Annotated in this window: 21 protein-coding genes and 1 pseudogene; 8 read left to right on the top strand and 14 right to left on the bottom strand. The window is 56.7% G+C overall.

Features of this window, described 5'->3' with window-relative positions; all coding sequences use genetic code 11:
- Nucleotides 1-65: 65 nt before the first annotated feature.
- From fghA to ptrR, 3 genes are all read right to left on the bottom strand, one after another.
- Nucleotides 66-908: an S-formylglutathione hydrolase gene (fghA, locus tag ACZ3HG_RS06660; RefSeq protein ID WP_137269484.1), complete on the bottom strand. Its 843-nt coding sequence runs from the start codon at nucleotides 906-908 to the stop codon at nucleotides 66-68.
- A gap of 11 nt (nucleotides 909-919) precedes the next feature.
- Nucleotides 920-2,047: an S-(hydroxymethyl)glutathione dehydrogenase/class III alcohol dehydrogenase gene (locus tag ACZ3HG_RS06655; RefSeq protein ID WP_191932939.1), complete on the bottom strand. Its 1,128-nt coding sequence runs from the start codon at nucleotides 2,045-2,047 to the stop codon at nucleotides 920-922.
- A 61-nt stretch (nucleotides 2,048-2,108) separates the two neighbouring features.
- Entirely contained in the window at nucleotides 2,109-2,987 is an 879-nt protein-coding gene (ptrR, locus tag ACZ3HG_RS06650) for a putrescine utilization regulator PtrR (protein ID WP_465332396.1), read from the bottom strand.
- Nucleotides 2,988-3,087: 100 nt separating this feature from the next.
- Here ptrR and ACZ3HG_RS06645 point away from each other — a divergent pair, with 100 nt between their 5' ends.
- The 7 genes from ACZ3HG_RS06645 to mglC all read left to right on the top strand — a co-directional run bounded on the left by ACZ3HG_RS06645 (nucleotide 3,088) and on the right by mglC (nucleotide 11,444).
- Entirely contained in the window at nucleotides 3,088-4,221 is a 1,134-nt protein-coding gene (locus ACZ3HG_RS06645) for a YbfB/YjiJ family MFS transporter (RefSeq protein WP_191932937.1), read from the top strand.
- A gap of 127 nt (nucleotides 4,222-4,348) precedes the next feature.
- Nucleotides 4,349-5,014: a GTP cyclohydrolase I FolE gene (folE, locus tag ACZ3HG_RS06640; RefSeq protein ID WP_062742877.1), complete on the top strand. Its 666-nt coding sequence runs from the start codon at nucleotides 4,349-4,351 to the stop codon at nucleotides 5,012-5,014.
- Nucleotides 5,015-5,132: 118 nt separating this feature from the next.
- A complete protein-coding gene (gene yeiB, locus ACZ3HG_RS06635) occupies nucleotides 5,133-6,311 on the top strand; it encodes a DUF418 domain-containing protein YeiB (protein WP_465332393.1) in 1,179 nt (392 codons plus the stop codon).
- A gap of 135 nt (nucleotides 6,312-6,446) precedes the next feature.
- A complete protein-coding gene (gene galS, locus ACZ3HG_RS06630; RefSeq protein WP_465332391.1) occupies nucleotides 6,447-7,487 on the top strand; it encodes an HTH-type transcriptional regulator GalS in 1,041 nt (346 codons plus the stop codon).
- A 319-nt stretch (nucleotides 7,488-7,806) separates the two neighbouring features.
- Complete coding sequence (gene mglB / locus ACZ3HG_RS06625; RefSeq protein ID WP_062742875.1) at nucleotides 7,807-8,802, top strand: galactose/glucose ABC transporter substrate-binding protein MglB; 996 nt, start codon at nucleotides 7,807-7,809, stop codon at nucleotides 8,800-8,802.
- A 91-nt stretch (nucleotides 8,803-8,893) separates the two neighbouring features.
- On the top strand, nucleotides 8,894-10,414 hold the full coding sequence (gene mglA, locus ACZ3HG_RS06620; RefSeq protein WP_062742874.1) for a galactose/methyl galactoside ABC transporter ATP-binding protein MglA: 1,521 nt from the start codon (nucleotides 8,894-8,896) through the stop codon (nucleotides 10,412-10,414).
- Nucleotides 10,415-10,433: 19 nt separating this feature from the next.
- Entirely contained in the window at nucleotides 10,434-11,444 is a 1,011-nt protein-coding gene (mglC, locus tag ACZ3HG_RS06615) for a galactose/methyl galactoside ABC transporter permease MglC (RefSeq protein WP_191932934.1), read from the top strand.
- A 121-nt stretch (nucleotides 11,445-11,565) separates the two neighbouring features.
- Here mglC and sanA read toward each other — a convergent pair whose 3' ends face one another.
- The 6 genes and pseudogenes from sanA to metG form a co-directional block, all read right to left on the bottom strand.
- A complete protein-coding gene (gene sanA, locus ACZ3HG_RS06610; RefSeq protein ID WP_191932933.1) occupies nucleotides 11,566-12,279 on the bottom strand; it encodes an outer membrane permeability protein SanA in 714 nt (237 codons plus the stop codon).
- A 144-nt stretch (nucleotides 12,280-12,423) separates the two neighbouring features.
- Nucleotides 12,424-14,121 carry an NAD-dependent malic enzyme gene (locus ACZ3HG_RS06605; RefSeq protein ID WP_191932932.1) on the bottom strand — a complete coding sequence of 566 codons (1,698 nt, stop codon included), beginning with the start codon at nucleotides 14,119-14,121 and terminating at the stop codon, nucleotides 12,424-12,426.
- A 127-nt stretch (nucleotides 14,122-14,248) separates the two neighbouring features.
- Nucleotides 14,249-15,139: a cytidine deaminase gene (gene cdd, locus ACZ3HG_RS06600; RefSeq protein WP_191932931.1), complete on the bottom strand. Its 891-nt coding sequence runs from the start codon at nucleotides 15,137-15,139 to the stop codon at nucleotides 14,249-14,251.
- A 126-nt stretch (nucleotides 15,140-15,265) separates the two neighbouring features.
- Nucleotides 15,266-15,958, bottom strand: coding sequence for a CidB/LrgB family autolysis modulator (locus tag ACZ3HG_RS06595; RefSeq protein ID WP_191932930.1), 693 nt, complete (start codon nucleotides 15,956-15,958; stop codon nucleotides 15,266-15,268).
- On the bottom strand, nucleotides 15,951-16,346 hold the full coding sequence (locus tag ACZ3HG_RS06590) for a CidA/LrgA family protein (protein WP_191932929.1): 396 nt from the start codon (nucleotides 16,344-16,346) through the stop codon (nucleotides 15,951-15,953). The genes ACZ3HG_RS06595 and ACZ3HG_RS06590 overlap by 8 nt, the downstream gene beginning before the upstream one ends.
- Before the next feature lie 114 nt (nucleotides 16,347-16,460).
- Nucleotides 16,461-18,500 (bottom strand): annotated as a pseudogene (metG, locus tag ACZ3HG_RS06585) (methionine--tRNA ligase); the annotation flags it as partial.
- 168 nt (nucleotides 18,501-18,668) lie between these two features.
- Between metG and apbC the strand changes: the two are divergent.
- On the top strand, nucleotides 18,669-19,781 hold the full coding sequence (gene apbC, locus ACZ3HG_RS06580) for an iron-sulfur cluster carrier protein ApbC (RefSeq protein ID WP_465332387.1): 1,113 nt from the start codon (nucleotides 18,669-18,671) through the stop codon (nucleotides 19,779-19,781).
- A 42-nt stretch (nucleotides 19,782-19,823) separates the two neighbouring features.
- Here apbC and ACZ3HG_RS06575 read toward each other — a convergent pair whose 3' ends face one another.
- The 5 genes from ACZ3HG_RS06575 to ACZ3HG_RS06555 all read right to left on the bottom strand — a co-directional run bounded on the left by ACZ3HG_RS06575 (nucleotide 19,824) and on the right by ACZ3HG_RS06555 (nucleotide 22,953).
- Nucleotides 19,824-20,072, bottom strand: coding sequence for a hypothetical protein (locus ACZ3HG_RS06575; protein WP_194710584.1), 249 nt, complete (start codon nucleotides 20,070-20,072; stop codon nucleotides 19,824-19,826).
- Between the two features lie 32 nt (nucleotides 20,073-20,104).
- The gene (locus ACZ3HG_RS06570; protein ID WP_465332384.1) at nucleotides 20,105-20,722 is read right to left on the bottom strand and encodes a trimeric intracellular cation channel family protein; all 618 of its coding nucleotides are present in this window, start codon (nucleotides 20,720-20,722) and stop codon (nucleotides 20,105-20,107) included.
- Between the two features lie 106 nt (nucleotides 20,723-20,828).
- Nucleotides 20,829-21,251: a GNAT family N-acetyltransferase gene (locus ACZ3HG_RS06565; protein WP_465332382.1), complete on the bottom strand. Its 423-nt coding sequence runs from the start codon at nucleotides 21,249-21,251 to the stop codon at nucleotides 20,829-20,831.
- A 105-nt stretch (nucleotides 21,252-21,356) separates the two neighbouring features.
- Nucleotides 21,357-21,953 (bottom strand): NAD(P)H:quinone oxidoreductase, encoded by a 597-nt coding sequence (gene wrbA / locus ACZ3HG_RS06560; RefSeq protein WP_191932924.1) that lies wholly within the window; start codon nucleotides 21,951-21,953, stop codon nucleotides 21,357-21,359.
- Nucleotides 21,954-22,068: 115 nt separating this feature from the next.
- Nucleotides 22,069-22,953, bottom strand: a complete 885-nt coding sequence (locus ACZ3HG_RS06555) for a pirin family protein (protein WP_191936613.1) — start codon at nucleotides 22,951-22,953, stop codon at nucleotides 22,069-22,071.
- Nucleotides 22,954-23,070 lie beyond the last annotated feature (117 nt).

Genomic DNA, 23,070 nt, shown 5'->3' with positions numbered 1-23,070 from the left:
CGTAACAGAAGGTCGCCTTGCAGACAGCCTGATGTAAGGGCCGACCTTTTTGGGTCGGCCTTTTTTTACACCAGCAGGTGCTGCGCGTGGAAGCGCAGATGATCTTCCACAAAGCTGGCGATAAAGAAGTAGCTGTGGTCGTAACCGGGCTGAATACGCACGGTTAACGGGTAATTCAGCTCTGTCGCGAGGGTTTCCAGCCGTTCCGGACGTAACTGATCGGCCAGGAACTGATCGCTGTCACCCTGATCGACCAGCATCGGCAGCACCGCGCCGCCGTTACGCATCAGCCAGCAGCTGTCATACTGCTTCCACGTGCTGACATCCTCTCCCAGATAGGCGCGGAAAGCTTTCTGTCCCCAGGCCACTTCCAGCGGGTTAACGATCGGCGCGAATGCCGAGGCGGAACTGAATTTTCCCGGGTTGCGCAGGGCAATCATCAGTGCCCCGTGGCCGCCCATGGAGTGACCCATGATCGCCTGACGATCGCTGACGTTGAAATTACCGGCGATCAGGGCGGGCAGTTCACTGTTGATGTAATCATACATGCGAAAATGGTCTGCCCACGGCGCTTCGGTGGCATTGAGGTAGAATCCGGCTCCCTGACCCAGGTCATAGCCGTCATCGTTTGCCACGTCATCGCCGCGCGGGCTGGTGTCCGGCATTACCAGCACCAGGCCCAGTTCGGCGGCGACGCGCTGCGCACCGGATTTGACGCTGAAATTTTCGTCACTACAGGTCAGGCCCGCCAGGAAGTACACCACCGGAGGGGGCATGCTGCCCTTAGGCCCGGGTAAAAAAATACTGAAGGTCATCGCGCAGTTCAGGCTGGCAGACTGGTGGCGATAGCGCTGCTGCCAGCCGCCAAACAGGCGATGTTCTTCAAGCAGTTCCAGAGTTGATGGCATCCTTTCCTCTCTTATTTTTTCGCGAAATGCACCACGGAACGGATCGACTTCCCTTCGTGCATCAGGTCGAACGCCTCGTTAATCTCTTCCAGCGGCATGGTGTGGGTAATAAAGTCATTAAGCTGGAACTCACCGTTCATATAGCGATCGACAATACCCGGCAACTGTGAGCGGCCTTTTACGCCACCGAAGGCGGAACCCCGCCATACGCGGCCGGTGACCAGCTGGAACGGACGGGTGGCAATCTCTTCACCGGCACCGGCCACGCCAATAATCACGGATTCGCCCCAGCCTTTATGGCAGCATTCCAGCGCTGAACGCATCACGTTTACGTTACCAATACATTCGAAGGAGAAGTCCACGCCGCCGTCGGTCATCTCCACGATCACATCCTGAATCGGCTTATCGTAATCTTTCGGGTTGATCAGGTCGGTCGCGCCCAGCTTACGAGCCAGATCGTATTTGCTGGTATTGATATCAATCCCGATGATACGGCCCGCTTTCGCCAGTTTTGCCCCAATGATCGCCGACAGCCCAATACCGCCCAGGCCGAAGATCGCCACGGTATCGCCTTCTTTTACTTTCGCCGTATTGGTCACTGCCCCCATGCCGGTGGTGACACCGCAGCCGAGCAGGCAGACTTCTTCCAGCGGCGCTTCTTTGCTGATTTTTGCCAGTGAAATTTCCGGGATCACGGTGTATTCAGAGAACGTTGATGTGCCCATATAGTGGAAAATCGGCTGGCCGTCTTTGAAGAAGCGGGTGGTGCCGTCCGGCATCAGGCCTTTCCCCTGGGTAGAACGAATGGCCTGACACAGGTTTGTTTTGCCGGACAGACAGAATTTACATTTGCCGCATTCCGGGGTGTACAACGGGATCACATGGTCTCCGACGGCGACGCTGGTGACGCCTTCGCCCACGGCTTCCACTACGCCACCGCCTTCATGGCCCAGTACCGCCGGGAACACGCCCTCAGGATCTTTGCCCGAAAGGGTATAAGCATCGGTGTGGCAAACGCCGGTGGCCACGATACGGACCAGCACTTCTCCCTTCTGCGGAGGCATCAGGTCCAGCTCTTCAATTTTTAGGGGTTCACCGGCGGCCCAGGCGACGGCGGCACGGGTTTTAATCATCTGCATGTGTTGCTCCTGTCATTCGGAATAGTGTAATAAGCGTAACCAGGCTTGACGAAAACAGCTGTTAATCGCTGGACTTCTCATCAAATTGTTCAATAATCAGGTACTTCAGCGCCTCGACATTCGGTGTGAAGGCATCGCGACGCCACACCAGTCGGGTCTCGGTATCGCGCAGTTCGGGCGGCAGTGGATGCTGACGCACACGAACATGGCCGGGCATCTGCGCCAGTAGCGCCGCCGGCAGTAAGGCCACTCCCCCTCCGCTGGCGACGCAGGCCAGCATGGCGTGGTAAGACTGGATTTCCATTACGTTACCCGGCTGAATGCCCGCAGCACGGAACCAGTTTTCAAAACGTACGCGGTAGGAGCAGCCGGGACGAAAGGCAAACAGCGTACAGCCTGCGGCATCCCCGGGCGTCACAATCGACGGATGCTCCAGGCTGGAGATCAGTATCATCTCTTCCTGAAACGCCACGCAGCTGTTCAGTTCGTCGCCGTTAACCGGACCATCGGCGAGCGCAGCGGCCAGGGTGCCGATACGCACTCTTTCAATCAGTTCGGCGGAAGTGCCGGTGCTGAGCGCCAGGTTCACGGCAGGGTAGCGCTGGTGAAACTCCGCCAGCAGAGACGGCAGCCGTGTTGCAGCGGTGCTCTCCATTGAGCCCAGCGCAAAGTTGCCTGCGGGTTTGCCTCCGTGCGCCATATTCAGCGCCTCTTCACTCAGCGTGAGAATGCGTTGGGCATAGCAGAGGAAATTGTGGCCCATCGGTGACAGCCGCAGACGCTGCTTCTCGCGGATAAACAGATCGGTACCCAGCTCTTCTTCAAGCTGACGCAGGCGCGTTGTGAGGTTTGATGGCACCCGGTGCAGCTGCTCGGCAGCCCGCACCAGCGAACCGCTGTCGGCAACGGCGCAGAACATTTTTAGCTGGGTCAGATCCATTTATTCTCTTATCGTAAGCAACTTAGTTAGTATTATTCACTTTCCGTGATTCTAACCATCACGCATGCTGATGGCAACTAAAATAGGGCAGGAGTTAAAAATGGCGGTTCGTGTTGCTTTGTGCGCTTTTCTGACGCTGGTGGTGGCCATGGGAATAGGGCGCTTTGCCTTTACGCCACAGGTGCCATTAATGATAGCCGAACATCAGCTGTCGCTGACCAGCGCTGCCGTGGTGGCGGCCTTTAACTACCTGGGCTACCTGTGCGGTTCCTTTGATGCGATGCGGGCGACGCGGCGGGTGGAGTGGCGTCTGCAGGCGGGCGTCTGGGGGGCGGTGATACTGACGCTGATGTCGGCGTGGGCCTCCGGCCCGTGGCAGCACGGGCTGGTTCGCTTTCTGGTGGGCTGGGCCAGCGGCTGGGCGATGGTACTGATTGCGGCGTGGAGTAATGAGCAGCTGCACCGCTACCAGCGGCCCGGATTGAGTGCCGCGGTGTTTGCTGGCCCGGGTACCGGGATTTTCATCAGCGGCATGCTGGCGGTGTGGCTGCACAGTCAGCAGGTCAGTGCCGCCTGGGCCTGGTTTGCCTACGGCGTGCTGGCCCTGATCCTGGTAATGCTTATAGCGCGAACACTGCCGCGTACCGGTCAGCTGCATCGCCCGGAAACGGCCCCGGATCCCCTGCGTCTGACCTCCGGCCTCCGGCGGTTGGTATGGAGCTACAGCCTGGCCGGTTTTGGCTATATCCTGCCCGCGACGTTCCTGGCGCAAATGGCGACCACGCGCTTTCCCGGCCTGATTAGCCAGTTTGTCTGGCCGGTGTTTGGTGGGGCGGCGGTGGTCGGCATCATCATTGGTATCCTGACCCGCCACCTCGGCAGCAGCCACCGTCGTCTGGCCCTGGTGCTGTGGGTGCAGGCGGTCGGGGTATTTGCCTCTGATATGATCCCGGGCCTGGGCGGGCTGGCGCTGGGATCGGCACTGGTTGGCGGCGGTTTCCTCTGCGTGGTGCAGCTTTCCCTGCAGTATGCCCGCGAACTGGCCCCATTGCATACGCGCTATCTGGCCGGATTACTGACCACCGGTTATGCGGTAGGGCAGCTGGTGGGGCCGTTGCTGTCGGCACTCTCTACCGCGCTGACGCACCGGCTGGAACCGGCGCTGTATGTGGCGGGGGCCGCCCTGGTGGTTGCGGGTGCGCTGGTGTGGCGGCGTGAGCCTGCGGCGGAGTGACAGGGTTTCAATGACAAATACGCTGATTCACTGGATCGGACACCAAATGTGTACCAAAATAGCGCCTCAGAAATTCCACCGGGTTGCATTAACCTGGTCAGTCACACCAGCCGGAGAAGAGAAAAACATGGCGACGTTAAGTCAGGAAGCCACACAGGTTCATGAGGCACTGGTTGCCCGTGGCCTGGAAACCCCGCTGCGCGCACCCGCACGTGAAATGGACGATGACACTCGCAGGCAGCTGATCGCGGGTCATATGACCGAAATTATGCAGCTGCTCAATCTTGATCTGGAAGACGACAGCCTGGCGGAAACGCCGCAGCGTATTGCTAAAATGTATGTGAATGAGGTCTTTTCCGGACTGGATTATGCCAACTTCCCGAAAATCACGCTGATTGAAAATAAAATGAAAGTGGACGAGATGGTCACCGTGCGGGATATCACGCTGACCAGTACCTGCGAACACCATTTTGTGATTATCGACGGCCGGGCGACCGTGGCGTATATACCAAAAGATAAAGTCATTGGCCTGTCGAAAATTAACCGTATCGTGCAGTTCTTCTCTTCGCGCCCGCAGGTTCAGGAGCGCCTCACTCAGCAGATCCTGCTGGCGTTGCAGACCCTGCTCGGGACCAATAACGTCGCGGTCTCTATCGATGCCGTTCACTACTGCGTGAAAGCCCGGGGTATTCGTGATGCGACCAGCGCCACGACCACTACGTCGCTCGGCGGGCTGTTTAAGTCCAGCCAGAATACGCGCCAGGAGTTTCTGCGCTCGGTACGCCATCGTTAACAGGGCCTGACGCGGGCGGGTCCCTCGGGGCCGGCTTTGCGCCAGCCATTATCCCCTGTCGGGGCGGACCCTTTTTCGGTCCGCCTTCTTGCCGCAGCGTCGTTGTGGGGAACCTTTTATGTCCCGTATTCTTCCTCTGGATTTTATTCGCGGGCTGGCCATTCTCGGCATTCTGCTGCTGAATATTACCGTCTTTGGCCTGCCGAAAGCGGCCTACCTTAATCCTGCCTGGCAGGGGTTGCCCTCGCTGTCTGACTTCGCCGTATGGGCGGCCATGGATCTCTTCGCCCAGGCAAAATTCCTGACGCTGTTTGCCATCCTGTTTGGCGGCGGGCTGCAATTGCTGCTGCCGCGTGGCAAGCGCTGGATACAGTCACGCCTCTCCTGGCTGGTGATCCTGGGCTTTCTGCACGCGCTATTGCTCTGGGAGGGGGATATTCTGCTGGCCTACGGCCTGACCGGACTGATTGCCTGGCGCATGATCCGCGACGTGCCCGGCACGCGGCAGCTGTTTAATACCGGCGTGATGCTCTATCTGATTGGTAGCGGGGTGCTGGTGGTACTGGGTATGTCCTCCGGACACACGCCTAACAGCTCCTGGCTGCCGGGAGCGGCCGACGTCCAGTATGAAACGTTCTGGCGCACTCACGGCGGTTGGGAGGCGGTGGCCAATCGTCTGGATATGCTGGGTTCCTCGCTGATGGCACTGGCGGCACAGTATGGCTGGCAGCTGGCCGGGCTGATGATGCTGGGGGCGGCGTTAATGCGTTCGGGCTGGCTGCGCGGCAGCTGGAGTCTGCAACACTACCGTCGAACCGGAATACAGCTGGTGATCCTCGGGATGCTGATTGAGGCCGCGTCAATTGCGTTACAGTGGTACGTCAAATGGGACTTTCGCTGGGCCGGATTCTTCCTGCAGGTGCCGCGGGAGATCAGCGCACCCCTGCAGTCGCTGGGCTATGCCGCGCTCTGCTTTGGCTGGTGGCCACAGCTACAGCGCTGGCGTCTGACGCTGAGTGTCAGTGCCGTCGGCCGTATGGCGCTGAGCAATTATCTGTTACAGACGCTGATTTGCACCACGCTGTTTAACCACTTTGCTTTGTTTAACCACTTCAACCGCCTGCAGTTATTGCTGATCGTGCCGCTGATTTGGTGCGTTAACCTGCTGTTTTCTCACTACTGGTTACGGACTTTCCGTCAGGGGCCGGTGGAGTGGCTATGGCGGCGTCTGACCGCTGCCGGACTCTCTGCGGAACAGAAACCCCCGGCGGAAGATGATATACATCACAAACGTTAAAAAATTGTATGTAACCGTTTTCAAGCCTGTGACGGAATTCACGCAGCACACGGCTCCCGCCTGACAGAATAGACGCCAGAATGCGTTTGGGTCAGGAAGAGCTATGCAAAAAATATGCTTCTGTGGTGATTGCTCATGATTACCATACGTGATGTCGCCCGTGAGGCGGGTGTTTCTGTTGCGACGGTCTCGCGGGTGCTGAATAACAGTGCGGCGGTGACCGGCGATACCCGTGAGGCGGTGCTGAAAACGGTTGCCCGTCTTGGCTACCGGCCCAACGCCAATGCTCAGGCGCTGGCCACTCAGGTCAGCGATACCATCGGTGTGGTGGTCATGGACGTGTCCGATCCCTTCTTTGGCGCACTGGTGAAAGCGGTAGACACCGTGGCCCAGCGCCTGCAAAAACATGTGTTAATCAATAACTCCTATCATCAGGCGGAAAAAGAGCGTCACGCCATTGAGGTGCTGATCCGCCAGCGCTGTAATGCCCTGATTGTGCATGCAAAAGCGCTGGGCGATCAGGAGCTTGCCTCGCTGATGCAGCAAGTACCTGGCATGGTGCTGGTCAACCGTATTATCCCCGGTTTTGCCCACCGCTGTGTCTGTCTTGACAACGTGAGCGGGGCGCTGATGGCGATGCGTATGCTGCAGCAGCACGGGCATCAGCGTATCGGCTATCTTGGCTCGGTTCACCCCATCGAAGATAACGACCAGCGGCGCGATGGCTGGTCACAGGCGTTAAGCGAGCAGGACGTCACCCCCGTGGAGAGCTGGTGTGCAGCAGGCGAGCCGGATCTGCAGGGCGGTGAGGCGGCCATGGTCGAGCTGTTAGGCCGTAACCTGCATCTGACGGCGGTGTTTGCCTATAACGACAGCATGGCCGCAGGCGCGCTGGCCGCGTTGAAAGATAACGGTATTGCCGTGCCACAGCAGCTTTCGGTGGTGGGCTTCGACGATATACCCATCTCCCGTTATACCGATCCACAGCTAAGTACCGTTCGCTACCCGATTGTTTCTATGGCAAAACTGGCCACGGAACTGGCGTTGAAAGGCGCGGCGGGAGAGCTGGACAGCAGTGCCCGTCACTGCTTTATGCCAACGCTGGTCCGCCGTCATTCCGTGGCAACCCGGCAAAATGTGGCGGCCGTCACTAACTCAGGTGAATCTGAGATGTAACCGTTTCCAATCTGTGAGTAAATTCACAGTTAATTAACAACGCCTTCTCTATGATGACAGCGTCCTGCAGGGTTTGAAACATTATGTAACGGCAGCCAGGCCCCATTTCATGGTGACGTTGCCTCCCTGTGAAACAGTTTCACACACAGCATTCAGGAAGCATTCCGTACAGGGAAGTCGGGTTTAATGTGATCCATTGTCGGCGAAGCAGATCGTAAAATTAACATTTACGCCTCGCCGTCACCCCACTGATCGCCCCGTGCCCGGTCATCTGCCGGTACGTGGCGTTGAGTACTACCCTATAAAAACCGGAGATACCATGAATAAGAAGGTTTTCACTCTCAGCGCCCTGGTTGCCACCATGCTGTTTGGCGCAACTGCTCAGGCAGCAGATACCCGTATCGGCGTCACCATTTATAAATACGACGACAACTTTATGTCGGTTGTGCGCAAGGATATTGAGAAAGAAGCCAAGAATAACCCGGGCGTGCAGCTGCTGATGAATGACTCGCAGAACAGCCAGTCTACTCAGAACGATCAGGTGGACGTCCTGGTCGCTAAAGGCGTGAAAGCCCTGGCGATCAACCTGGTTGACCCGGCAGCAGCGGCAGTGGTGATCAGCAAAGCCAAAGCAAACGACATCCCGGTGGTATTTTTCAACAAAGAGCCAACGGCAAAAGCCCTGGCCAGCTATGACAAAGCTTACTATGTCGGTACCGACTCGAAAGAGTCTGGCGTGAAGCAGGGCGAGCTGATTGAGAAACACTGGAAAGCTAACGCGGCCTGGGACCTGAACAAAGACGGTCAGATTCAGTTCGTGCTGCTGAAAGGCGAGCCAGGACACCCGGATGCGGAAGCCCGTACCAAATACGTGATCGACACGCTAAACAAAGACGGCATCAAAACGCAGCAGCTGCATCTGGATACCGCGATGTGGGACACTGCACAGGCTAAAGATAAGATGGACGCCTGGCTGTCAGGTCCAAACGGTAACAAAATTGAAGTCGTTATCGCCAACAACGATGCGATGGCGATGGGCGCTGTCGAAGCCCTGAAAGCCCACAACAAATCCTCGGTACCGGTATTTGGTGTCGATGCGCTGCCAGAAGCGCTGGCGATGGTGAAATCTGGCGCAATGGCCGGCACCGTGCTGAATGATGCGAAAAACCAGGCAAAAGCCACGCTGGATATGGCGATTAACCTGGCGGCGGGTAAACCTGCCACCGAAGGCACCGACTATAAACTGGACGGTAAAGTTGTCCGTGTTGCCTATGTACCGGTAGATAAAGACAACCTGGCAGACCTGCCTAAATAAGTACAACCTGATACGGGTGCTGACTGTCAGCACCCGTATCAGGTGTTGAGTCAGGGTGACCTGACTCCACACCACTCAGCCGGGTAGAGATATGGGCAGCGATAACGTGCAAACACAGCGCGAATTTTTACTGGAGATGACCGACGTCAGTAAGTCATTCCCCGGGGTTAAAGCGCTCGATAATGTTAATTTAAAAGTCCGTCCACATTCAATTCACGCCCTGATGGGGGAGAATGGTGCTGGAAAATCAACACTTTTAAAGTGCCTTTTTGGCATTTACAGTAAAGATACGGGGAGCATTCTTTTTCAGGGCGAGGAAGTTAATTACAAGAGCTCTAAAGAGGCGCTGGAAAATGGCGTGTCGATGGTGCATCAGGAATTAAACCTGGTCCTGCAACGTACCGTAATGGATAACATGTGGCTTGGCCGCTATCCGAAGAAAGGTTTTTTCGTCGATCAGGAGAAAATGTATCGCGATACCAAAGCGATCTTCGACGAGCTGGATATTGATATTGATCCACGAGACAAAGTGATTTCACTGTCTGTTTCGCAAATGCAGATGATTGAAATTGCCAAGGCGTTTTCTTATAACGCTAAAATCGTGATTATGGATGAGCCGACTTCCTCCCTGACGGAAAAAGAAGTCAACCATCTGTTTACGATTATTCGTAAGCTGAAGGATCGCGGCTGCGGGATTATCTATATTTCGCATAAAATGGAAGAGATTTTCCAGCTGTGTGATGAAATCACTATTCTGCGTGACGGACAGTGGATTGCCACTCAGCCCCTGGAAGGGCTGGATATGGACAAGATCATTGCCATGATGGTGGGCCGTTCGCTGAATCAACGTTTCCCGGATAAGAGCAACGTGCCGGGCGAGACCATTCTGGAAGTGCGTAACCTCACCTCCCTGCGCCAGCCGTCTATTCGCGATATCTCCTTTGACCTGCGCAAGGGTGAAATTCTCGGGATTGCAGGCCTGGTCGGTGCCAAGCGTACTGATATTGTGGAAACCTTGTTTGGTATTCGCGAAAAGTCAGGCGGCACCATTAAGCTGCACGGCAAGGCGATTAATAACCACAGCGCCAACGAAGCGATTAACCACGGTTTTGCCCTGGTGACGGAAGAGCGTCGTTCCACCGGGATTTATGCCTACCTGGATATTGGTTTCAACTCGCTGATATCTAATATTAGTAAATATAAGAACAGCATTGGCCTGCTGGATAATAGCCGGATGAAAAGTGATACCCAGTGGGTGATTGACTCTATGCGGGTTAAAACACCGGGACATCACACGTCGATTGGCTCCTTATCAGGGGGTAACCAGCAGAAGGTGATTATCGGTCGCTGGTTATTAACTCAGCCAGAAATATTGATGCTCGACGAACCGACGCGCGGTATTGACGTTGGGGCGAAATTTGAAATCTATCAGTTGATTTCAGAACTGGCGAAGAAGGGAAAGGGGATCATTATTATCTCTTCCGAAATGCCAGAGTTGTTGGGCGTTACCGATCGTATCCTGGTAATGAGTAATGGCCTGGTAGCAGGCATTGTCGAAACGAAGACAACCACGCAAAACGAAATATTGCGTTTGGCATCGTTGCACCTTTAATGATGTAAGGGCTGTTACTATGAAAGCAGTGAATAAGAAAAGTGCACTCACCTGGCTGAAAGAGGGTGGGATTTATGTGGTGCTGATGGTATTACTGGCCATCATTATTATCCAGGATCCAACGTTCTTAAGTTTAATGAACCTGAGTAACATCCTGACCCAGTCCTCAGTGCGTGTCATTATCGCCCTGGGCGTTGCCGGTCTGATTGTCACCCAGGGAACAGACCTGTCAGCTGGCCGTCAGGTTGGTCTGGCTGCGGTGGTCGCGGCGACGCTGTTGCAGGCGATGGATAATGCCAACAAGGTGTTCCCGCATCTGGAAACCCTGCCAATTGCGGTGGTGATCGCCATTGTCTGTGCCATCGGTGCGCTGATTGGGCTGATCAACGGCGTGATCATTGCCTACCTGAAGGTGACGCCATTTATCACCACGCTGGGTACCATGATCATCGTTTACGGCGTTAACTCGCTGTACTACGACTTCGTTGGGGCTTCTCCGGTGGCAGGCTTCGATGAGAAGTTCTCCACCTTTGCTCAGGGCTTCCTGCGCCTGGGTGATTTCAAACTGTCGTACATTACTTTCTACGCGATTATCGCCATCTTTGTGGTGTGGATCCTGTGGAATAAAACCCGCTTCGGTAAGAATATTTTTGCCATCGGCGGCAACCCGGAAGCCGCGCGCGTGTCTGGCGTTAACGTGCCGTGGAACCTGATTCTGGTCTATGCCCTGTCCGGCGTGTTTTATGCCTTCGGCGGTATGCTGGAAGCCGGGCGCATCGGTTCTGCTACCAACAACCTTGGCTTTATGTATGAGCTGGATGCGATTGCGGCCTGTGTCGTCGGCGGTGTGTCGTTCGCGGGTGGGGTTGGAACGGTGGCAGGCGTGGTGACCGGGGTGATTATCTTCACCGTCATCAACTACGGTCTGACCTATATCGGCGTGAACCCTTACTGGCAGTACATTATCAAGGGCGGCATCATTATCTTCGCCGTCGCGCTGGACTCCCTGAAGTACGCCCGCAAGAAGTAATCCTCTGATGGCGTGGACAATCTCCGAAAGGTTGTCCACGCTTGACCGGCAGGCATTGCTTATCACTGACTTATCAGGATTGCCCTGATAAGTCAGTTTCAACTCTCCACCCACCGCTTCATTATTTCTTCTGCTGTAAATCCAGTAGCTGCTCTGGCGTGACTGCCGGGTAACTCTGCGCATCTTCAGGCACTTCATACCGGGCCGGAATAGGCACCAGCGGGCCGAGGAAACGGGGTTCCCGCTTCATAATATACAGATCGGCCAGCGCACCCAGCCGCGCACCCACCTCACGCATGCGCACGCTCCACATATTTTTGGGTGAAGGCACGGCGTAACACTGGGCCTGGATGCCCATATGCAGAGCAATAAACAGCGCGCGCTCGCAGTGGAAGCGCTGAGTGATAATAATGAAATCGTTGGTATCAAATACTTTGCGGGTGCGCACTATCGAGTCGAGGGTGCGGAACCCGGCATAATCCAGCACGATATCCGACGGGTCGACCCCTGCGGCGATCAGGTCGCGGCGCATGGTCATCGGTTCGTTATAGCTCTGTTGGGCGTTATCGCCAGACAGCAGCAGATAATTGACCTTACCGCTGTTGTAAGCGTTAATCGCGCCCTGCATCCGGTAAAGGTAATACTGGTTAATCACACCGGTGCGGTAGTACTTGGCCGTACCCAGCACCACGCCAACCTGGCGGTGGGGCAACGCCTTCAGATCGTCGTAAACGTAGGGGGCCGTTTTCCAGCTGATCCAGCGGTCAAGCCCAAGCGCGGTCAGAACCACCAGGGTAATGATGATAATCAGACCATAAGTCAGGCGTTTCAACATGCTGAACGGTGCTCGGGTTGCAAGAGGGAAGTGGATTCAAGGCTACTTGAGCCAGAGGAGTGAAGCAAGTAACAGTGTGTTGAATGGGCTTTTTTCACACAAAACCGGCCCGACTCCCCCTGAAAGGAGCCGGGCGGTGAGCCGTCAGATAGAAGTACGACGGTAATTACGGTACTGCGGCAGCCAGAAGTTGGCCGCGATGGCTTTAGAAAGCACATCTTCGGACGTCACGACCGCGACGCCGGCCAGTTGGGCCGCTTTGCCGACCGCCATGGCGATCAGTTTTGACACACCCTGAATATCTTTCACTTCAGGCAGTACCGGACCGGTACCGTCATTGGCCAGCGGTGAGCAGTCCGCCAGCGCGCGGCTGGCGGCCATCAGCATGCTGTCCGTCACGCGGGTGGCACCGGAGGCAATGACCCCAAGACCAATGCCCGGGAAGATATAGGAGTTGTTGCACTGGGCAATCGGATAGATTTTCTCTTTCCAGCTGACCGGAGAGAACGGACTGCCCGTGGCGACCAGCGCATTACCGTCGGTCCACGCCATGATGTCCTGTGGAGTGGCTTCCACGCGGGAAGTCGGGTTTGACAGCGGCATGATGATCGGGCGTGCGCAGTGCTTGTGCATTTCACGGACGATCTCTTCGCTGAACAGCCCCGGCTGACCCGAAACGCCGATCATGATGTTCGGCTGCACATTGCGCACCACGTCCAGCAGCGACAGGGAATCACTGCTGCTGTCCCAACCGGCCAGGTTTTCGCTTTTCTGCACCAGTTTGCTCTGGAAGTTCAGCAGGTTGGGCAGCTTGTCGGTCAGCAGACCGAAACGGTCAACCATAAACACCCGCGCACGCGCTTCCTCATCGCTCAGGCCTTCTGATTTCATCTGGGCGATGATCTGCTCGGCAATCCCACACCCGGCGGAACCCGCCCCGAGGAAGACCACTTTCTGCTCGCACAGCTTGCTGCCGGCGGCGCGGCTGGCAGCAATCAGCGTACCCAGCGTCACCGCCGCAGTGCCCTGAATATCGTCGTTAAAGCAGCAGACCTCATCCCGGTAGCGCTCAAGCAGCGGCATCGCATTTTTCTGGGCGAAGTCTTCGAACTGCAGCAGCACGTTAGGCCAGCGGCTCTTCACGGCGTGGATAAAGTCATTGACGAAGCTGTCGTACTCTTCGCCAGTGATACGTGGATGACGCCAGCCCATATACAGTGGGTCATTCAGCAACTGCTGGTTATTGGTGCCGACGTCCAGCACCACCGGCAGGGTGTACGCCGGGCTGATGCCGCCACAGGCGGTATAAAGAGACAGTTTACCGATGGGGATACCCATACCCCCGATCCCCTGGTCTCCCAGACCGAGAATGCGCTCACCGTCGGTGACCACAATCACCTTCACATTCTGTTTGGTGGCGTTTTGCAGCATATCTTCAATGTTGGCGCGGTTCGGATAAGAGATAAACAGGCCGCGCGCGCGACGATAAATTTCTGAGAAGTGCTCACAGGCGGCACCCACGGTTGGGGTGTAGATAATCGGCATCATCTCTTCCAGATGATTGTCGAGCAGGCGGTAAAACAGCGTTTCGTTAGTATCCTGGATGTTGCGCAGGTAAACGTGCTTGTCGTTATTGTTTTTGAAGTCCTGGAACTGACGCCATGCCCGCTCTGCCTGCTCCTCAATGCTTTCGACGGTTTCCGGCAGCAGACCATTCAGGTTGAAGTCGTTACGCTCTTCAATGGAGAACGCGCTGCCTTTATTCAGAAGGGGGAATTCCAGCAAGATGGGCCCAGCATAAGGGATGTATAGCGGTCGTTTACTTTCGTATTCGAGTTCCATGCAATTCATACTCTATTAGGATCGGGATGGTGTGGGGCCAATCCTAAAATAATTCATCTGAAAGTACAGCTTTTGTTAACACGCAATAACAAAAGCTGAGATCTTTCTCGAATTACAACGGGTTTTCTTACGACTTCACCAGGGGGAGAGTGCTGAATTGCGTGCATCCCAGCGCGGCCAGCGTGGCGGCGGTGGCGCTTTGCTGACTCAGTGTGGCATCCGGCGCTTCCGCCAGCACCCCACGCTGAATAGTGCTTAATGCGCGGCCGCTAAGATTGAGCAGGTTCAGCGCACCCTGCAACGGCGGCAGGCTGGGGTTGAAGGCGGCATTTTCTGCGTAGCTACCAGCAAAAAGGGCCCCGTCGCTGGTTTGCAGCGCCACGCCGCTCCATGCCTTACTGTAGGGCGCGTGGCTGCGGCTGGCGGCGGCCACGGCAGCCTGTTCCACGGCATCACCGCTGGCGACAAAGCCGTGATCAATCTTATCCATCAGCAGGGTGGTGATCGCCAGGTCACGCGGCCCGAAGGAGTCGGGCAGGTAGTGGCCCAGCGTGGCCGCTGCGCGGCCGGGCAGTTCAATGGTCAGCCCGGTGCCGCTGTTCAGCTCATTCATGAACTGACGGCAGTGGCCGCACGGCGTGTAGTTAACGGTAATACTTTCCAGCGCGCTTTCCCCCCTGAGCCAGGCGTGCGTCACGGCGCTCTGCTCGGCGTGTACGGTCTGCTGCATGGTCGCCCCGGCAAACTCCATGTTGGCACCAAACCACAGCGTGCCGCTTTTGCCGCGTGCTATCGCGCCCACTTTAAAGTCGGATAGCGTCGCTACCGCACAGGCGGCCGCCAGCGGTAGCAGGGCGAAGGCCAGTTCGCTGTCGCTGTAATTGCAATGTTTTTTCAGCGCCTGCGCCTGGCTGGCGGTGATAAATCCGGCAAAATCGTCTGCGGATAAAACCGGCTGCAACGCGCTCTGTAACAGGGTAGGTAGGGTGGCAAATGCCTGCTGATAACGTGGGTGCATAGTGGGGCCTCTTTCGCTGGATGCAGCCCATGGTAGCGGGCCGGCAGCCAGTTATATGTGATCTGCGTCTCCCTATCAATGTAATAAATGAAATAGATCAGCAAAATGCGAGACTTATCGCAAGTTTTAGCCCCAGAGCGCCATCAGCAAAGGGAAAATGAACGGGGCCAGCAGTGAGGTAATGATGCCGCACAGCACCAGCGCCAGCGAGCTGAATGCCCCCTCCTGATAGTCGATCTCGGCGGCGCGCGCTGTGCCCAGGGCATGAGAGGCATTGCCGATGGCCAGGCCGCGTGCCGATTTACTGCGCACCCGTAACAGGTTGAGCAGCATATGACCGAACACCGCCCCCAGTACGCCGGCCAGCAGCACGCAGATGGCGCTGATGGCCGGAATACCGCCCAGCGAACCGGAAACCGCCATGGCTATCGGCGTGGTCACGGACTTGGGCAGCAGGGTGGCAGCAATCTGCGGCGTGGCCCCCAGCCACAGCGCAATGGCCGTGCCTGAGACCATCGCCGTTATGCTGCCAACGAAGCAGACGCTGATAATAGACCGCCAGCGTGAACGGATCTGATGCATCTGCTCGTACAGCGGCAGCGCCAGCGCCACCACCGCCGGTTGCAGCAGATCGTTCAGCAGGGCGCTGCCCTGGAAATAGCGGGTGTAGGGCATCTGTAACAGCAGCAGAAGCGGAATGATCACCGCCATGGCAATCAGCAGCGGGTTAACGATCGACATTTTTACCCTGGCTGCCAGTTTACGCGCGCCCAGAAACACCAGCACGGTCAGCGGCAGCGACCACCAGATATCACTCATCCTGCGCTCCCGTGCGCCGCTGGTGGCGGTCGTTAAGACGTTGCGACATCAGCCCGATGGTCACCAGTACGATCAGCGTACTGACGACGCAGGAGACCACAATCGGACCAAACTGGGCGGTGAGAATATCCATATCGTTCATCACGCCAACGCTAATCGGCACGAACAGCAGCGCCATATAGCGGATCAGCAGGTGGCAGCCGGGCTTGACCCAGTGAACCGGCAGCAGCTGCGAGGCCAGGAGAGCAAACAGCATCAGCATGCCGAGAATACTGCCGGGGATCGCCACCGGCAGCAGGGCAGAAAGTCCGCGCCCGGCATACAGGCACAGATAGATAATGAGAAAAGCGCGGAGGTAGTGCCATAGCGTAACGAGGGCAGTAGGCATTCAGTGTCCTGAACAGTAGGGGGCGACCCTTTTACCGGCCGCCCCGTGCAGATGACTGACATCTTAACAACGGGTTGACCAGTACAGAAGGTCAACCCCTACACAGCATGAGAGTTACTTAACTTGCTGGCCCGGCTGTGCGCCGCTGTCAGGGCTGAGCAGGAAGATATCTGCTCCACCAGGACCGGCAGCCATGACCATGCCTTCGGAGACACCAAAGCGCATTTTACGCGGAGCCAGGTTGGCGACCATCACCGTCAGGCGACCCACCAGCACCGCCGGGTCCGGATAGGCTGCACGAATGCCGGAGAAGACATTGCGCTTTTCTCCACCCAGATCCAGTGAGAGACGCAGCAGCTTGTCAGAGCCTTCAACATATTCCGCGTTCTCAATCAGCGCAATGCGCATGTCGACTTTGGCAAAATCGTCAAAGCTGATGGTGTCCTGAATCGGATCGTCCGCCAGCGGGCCGCTGGCCGGGGCTTTCGCCGCCGCCGCATCTTCCTTTGAGGCTTCGATCAGGCCGTTCACTTTATCCATCTCAATGCGGCCATACAGCGCTTTAAACGGCGCAATGCTGTGGTTCAGCAACGGCTGCTGGATGCCGTCCCAGGTCAGCTCCTGATTGAGGAACGCTTCGGTACGCGCGGTAAGCGAAGGCAGCACCGGCTTCAGCCAGGTCATCAGCACGCGGAACAGGTTGATGCCCATGGAGCAGATCGCCTGCAGGTCGGCATCACGGCCTTCCTGCTTCGCGACAACCCACGGAGCCTGCTCGTCAACATAGCGGTTGGCGACGTCGGCCAGTGCCATAATTTCACGCACCGCGCGGCTGAACTCACGGCTGGCCCAGGCTTCTCCGATGCTGGCAGACGCATCGGTAAAGGTCTTGTACAGCGCGGGGTCAGCCAGTTCAGCGGAGAGCTGTCCGTTGAAACGCTTGGTAATAAAACCGGCATTGCGTGACGCCAGGTTAACGACTTTGTTGACGATGTCAGCGTTCACGCGCTGCACGAAATCTTCCAGGTTCAGGTCGATGTCATCAATGCGTGAGGAGAGCTTCGCCGCGTAGTAGTAGCGCAGGCTGTCGGCATCCAGATGTTGCAGCCAGGTGCTGGCTTTAATAAAGGTGCCGCGCGATTTAGACATTTTCGCGCCGTTAACGGTGACATAACCATGCACAAACAGGTTGGTCGGCTTACGGAAGTTGCTGCCTTCCAGCATCGCCGGCCAGAACAGGCTGTGGAAATAGACGATGTCTTTACCGATAAAGTGATAGAGGTCGGCATCAGAATCTTTCTGCCAGAAAGCATCAAAGTCGATATCGCCACGCTTGTCGCACAGGTTTTTGAACGAGCCCATGTAGCCAATAGGCGCATCCAGCCAGACGTAAAAGTATTTGCCCGGAGCGTCAGGGATCTCAAAGCCGAAGTACGGCGCATCGCGGGAGATGTCCCACTGCTGCAGGCCGGATTCAAACCACTCCTGCATTTTGTTCGCTACCTGCTCCTGCAACGCCCCGGAGCGGGTCCAGGCCTGCAGCATGGCGCTGAACTCCGGCAGGTCGAAGAAGAAGTGCTCAGAGTCACGCATCACGGGGGTCGCGCCGGACACCACGGACTTAGGATCGATCAGTTCGGTCGGGCTGTAGGTGGCCGAGCAGACTTCACAGTTATCACCGTACTGATCCGGTGCCTTACATTTCGGGCAGGTCCCTTTGACAAAACGATCGGGCAGGAACATGCCTTTTTCCGGGTCGTAGAGCTGGGAGATGGTGCGGTTTTTAATAAAACCGTTCTCTTTCAGTCGGGTATAGATCAGTGCAGACAGCTCACGGTTCTCTTCGCTGTGCGTAGAGTGATAGTTGTCGTAGCTGATATCAAAACCGGCAAAGTCGGTCTGATGTTCCTGACTCATATCGGCAATCATCTGTTCAGGCGCAATGCCCATCTGCTGAGCTTTCAGCATGATCGGCGTCCCGTGTGCGTCATCGGCACAGATGAAGTAAACCTGGTTGCCGCGCATTCGCTGGTAACGGACCCAAATATCTGCCTGGATATGCTCGAGCATGTGGCCGAGATGAATGGAGCCATTAGCGTACGGCAGTGCGCACGTTACCAATATTTTTTTCGCGACTTGAGTCATAGTAAGACTTAGCTCATACCTGTTGAAAAAGGGGGTTTAGATGGTAACCGATTGCCTGACCCTGCGTAAACAAGGGGTTCAACTCCTTGCGGTTTTTTCCCGGCCGCTAAGTTACCCCCGAACAGATCTGATATGCTTAAAGGCATAAATACAGAGTCGCCATATCAAGGAACCCAGATGACTTCACAATCCCAGGGGCATCACTCCCCCGAAGCGCTGCGCGCAATCGTGACGGGCGTGCTGACCACGTTTGAACACCCTACGCTGCTCCATAACCTCACCGCACTGAAGGCGCTGCATCACTGTGCGCTGATGGACAATACGCTGCATATAGAACTCAGCATGCCGTTCGTCTGGCAAAGTCCGTTCGAGACGCTGAAAGCCACGGTTAGCGCGGAGCTGCTGCGCCTGACCGGAGCGTCAGCGATTGCCTGGCGGTTAACACTGAATGTGGCCACGCTGCAGCGCGTGAAAAACCGCCCGGGCGTCAACGGGGTGAAAAACATTATCGCCATCAGCTCTGGCAAGGGCGGGGTGGGGAAATCCACGACCGCGGTGAATCTGGCGCTGGCGCTGGCGGCAGAAGGGGCGAAAGTGGGCCTGCTGGATGCCGACATCTACGGACCGTCAATCCCGGATATGCTCGGGGTGCAGGATCAGCGCCCGACCTCCCCGGACGGCACACATATGGCCCCCATTATGGCGCACGGCCTGGCCACTAACTCCATTGGCTATCTGGTCACGGAGGATAATGCGATGGTGTGGCGCGGCCCGATGGCCAGCAAGGCGTTGATGCAGCTGCTGAACGAGACGCTTTGGCCGGAGCTGGATTATCTGGTGCTGGATATGCCGCCGGGAACTGGCGATATTCAGCTCACGCTGGCGCAAAACGTGCCGGTGACCGGTGCTATTGTGGTCACCACCCCGCAGGATATTGCGCTGATCGATGCGCGTAAAGGCATCGTGATGTTTGAGAAAGTGAATGTGCCGGTGCTGGGGGTGGTCGAGAATATGAGTATGCATATCTGCAGCCAGTGCGGACACCACGAGCCGATCTTCGGCACCGGTGGCGCGGCAAAACTGGCGGAACAGTATCATACCCACCTGCTGAGTCAGCTGCCGCTACACATCAGCCTGCGCGAAGATCTGGATAATGGAGAGCCCACCGTTATCCGCCGGCCCGACAGCGAATTTACCGGGCTGTATCGCCAGCTGGCGACGGAGGTTGCCTCCCGGCTTTACTGGCAGGGTGAGGTTATCCCGGAAGATATTGCCTTCCGCGCGGTGTGAGGCTGGCGTGCCGGCCCGTGACAGGGCCGGCCATGATTAGCCTTATGTCAACCGGACATGCCTCTGCTGAAAGCCATCCACCATCGAATAATCAAAATCGATTTTACCGGCATCAAACAGCTGGACGATCAGGGTGAAGTCATTATCGGGCGTTACGTTACAGCGATGGTTAAGCAAGGTGTCCTGAATCGTGAACGCCCGATCGCCACGGGCGATACGGGTCAGGTACTGCAGCATCTCGTAAGCTCGGGCACTGACGCCAGCTTGTTCATGTGGGGGTCTGCTTATCATCGGGAAAGGCCATTCTCTGTGCTAAAACGTTATTATAATCCGTTGTGTTTAATCAACGGCAAGCCGATTTTATATTTTAATGCCATCAGACGCAGCAGCGTGCAGCCCGTAATGGCCAGCCAGGCACTCCACATCTGCGGAATCAACCTGGCCGACCCGGTCAGTTCAATGGCTGCCCCCACCAGCGCTGCACTGGCATAAATATCCTTGCTGAAGATAGCCGGGGGCCTGCCGGTTAACAGGTCGCGCAGACAGCCGCCGCCCACCGCACTGATACACCCCAGTAACAGCGCGAGCTCCACGCTGTGGGTGTGCTGCCAGGTTTTATTGGCACCAAAGGCGGCAAAAAAGCCCAGACCCAGCGCATCAAAAAACAGCGTGGCTTTCTCGAAGGAGAGGATCAGGCGCTGGAAGAAGGCGACGCAGAGGACGGCCACCACAATGATGACCAGATAGGCCAGGCTGACCAGTCCGGCCGGGGGCAGGCTGGCGATGCAGATATCGCGGATAACGCCGCCGCCCACCGCCGTCGTGGCGGCCAGCACAAACACGCCGAAGACATCAAAATCCTCCCGCACGCCTGCCGTGGCACCGCTGAGGGCAAAGGCCAGCGTGCCGGCCAGGTCAACCAGATGAAAGACATTCCACATGTCACAGTCCCTGATGAGCGTGAAAATGATTTTCCAGCGCAGGTAAAACGGCTACAGATAGCCCGTTCAGGGTACCGCGTCGTGAGCAGAAAATGCGCGGACAGCGTTACAGCACGTAGTGCATCAGCAGGTACTCCCCCTGATCGCTGTCTCCTTCAGCCACCACGCGCCAGCCGTGCATTTTGTAAAACCGCTGCGCCTGCACATTTTCCGCCAGGCACTTCAGTGCGCCGGTAGAGGTGAAGCTTTTCTGCACCGCCTGTAACAGGGCACTGCCGGCACCGCTGCCCTGGAAAGCCGGGTCGATAAACAGACTGTGCAGGAAGTTATCGTTATCCAGTACGGCGGCAAAACCGACACGATGACCGTCCTCCTCGGCAACCAGCACCCGCTCGCCAAGGGTGATCCTGTCGAAATCCTCCAGCTGCCACTGGCTGTTATCCAGCCAGGTCCAGTTTGCCTTGCGAGAGGCAAGAAACAGCGTGCGCAAAAAAGGCCGATCCGCTTCGGTAAAGGGACGGATTATCATGGTCATACTCCTGCTACAGATACGCCGGGTGGCTATGGCGCAGAGTGTAGCGCAAAAAAAAAGAGATGAACGCATCATCTCTTTTTTCTCACCCCGTTCGGGTGGTTACCGCATTTTACGTGCGATTTCCGCTACGTATTTACCCTGATGACTGGCAATAGCCAGCTCACGTTCGTCCGGCTGCCGTGAGCCGTCGCCGCCCGCCAGCGTTGACGCACCATAAGGCGTTCCCCCACCAACCTGTGAGATATCAAACAGCTCGGGAGTGCTGTAACCAATAGGCACAATGATCATCCCGTGATGGGCCAGCGTTGTCCAGGTGGAGGTAATGGTCATTTCTTGCCCGCCGCCGGTGCCGGTTGAGGTAAACACGCTGGCCACCTTACCGACCAGCGCCCCTTTCGCCCAAAGACCGCCAGTCTGGTCGAGGAAATTGCGCATCTGAGCGGACATATTGCCGAAGCGGGTTGGCGTACCGAAAATGATGGCATCATAGTCCGCCAGCTCTGCCGGGCTGGCAATGGCGGCGGGCTGATCGGTTTTACCGCCGTACGTTTTGAACGCCTCGCTATCCATGGTCTCCGGCACGCGTTTGACGGTGACCTCGGTGCCCGGGACGCTGGCTGCACCGGCAGCAACGGTATGGGCCAGGGTTTCAACATGGCCATACATTGAATGGTAAAGAACTAAAATCTTAGACATTTTATTTTCCTTATTGGGATGGATGGCATTTTCTTTTGGTGTAAAAAAGCGTGTTAAAAGACGACGTAACACAGTCACTGACAAGCACTCCGCTGAGGGCTAAAGATAAGCCACATTATTGATAAACCGGCACAGAACCCGACTGGGGCTTACCGCGCCTTGCGTCGCGCAGGCGATGACCGATCTCTTCAATTTTAGCCTCGCCTGCGCGTAATGCTGCTTCACTGGTGTGGACGGAGTAGTTGCCCAGTGACAGCGGCCAGGGATGATCGACGGCCGAGCCGATAACAAACCGCGTTTCTTCTTCTCCGGCCTGCAGGGTCACGGGCTTCGCGCCGGGGGTGAAGATGACCATCTCGCCCGTGGTTACCGCATCAGGGGTATGCAGCGTTCCATCACTGAGACTCAGCCACAGGCTGGTATGGTTTTCGGGGGGGATATAGTGCCAGGCAGTACGCGCAGGCAGCGTCACCAGCAGATAGTTGATCCCCTCCGGGGAACGAACCGGACTTTTGACGCCGTTATATTCGCCAAGGATGACCCGGGCCGGACCGGTTTGCGGCACCCACTGTGCTTCAAGATACTGGCTGTCGACAGGGCCGTTTTCCAGCGCCGGGGGCAGGGCCAGCCAGAGCTGAAAGCCTTCTACGCGGGCAGAATCCCCAGCCGACATCTCTTTACCGTGCCAGACGCCGCCGCCGGCACGCATCCATTCGACCCCGCCATAGCCAATGGTGCCCTGTCCCGCGTGCGGATCGTCAAAGCGCAGATCGCCTGCGGTAAGCACGGTGACCGTGGCGATGCCGGAGTGGGGGTGCAGGGGCATATGTTCGATCATCGTGCTGTCGCCGCTGAACCGATCGAGGAAAACGAACGGTTTGGCGAGGGTGCCGAAGTCAGAGGGGCTCATCAGACGAACGATCGGCCCCGTTCCCCGGCCGCGAGTCCGGTAGGCAATCTGGCGTGTAACGGCATGCTTATCGGGAGAAAACGAAGACATATCACTTCCTTATCAGGGAGGAAACGCAGACAAACGGCGGGTATGTCGGGCCGTTCATCACAGTCCTGTATCTTAATCCCCCGGACACGACATGATTAGAGGGTGTAATATCATTGC

The sequence above is a fragment of the Erwinia sp. PME.40.26/001 genome (genome assembly GCF_055556675.1).
This window is presented reverse-complemented; position numbering and strand designations above follow the sequence as displayed.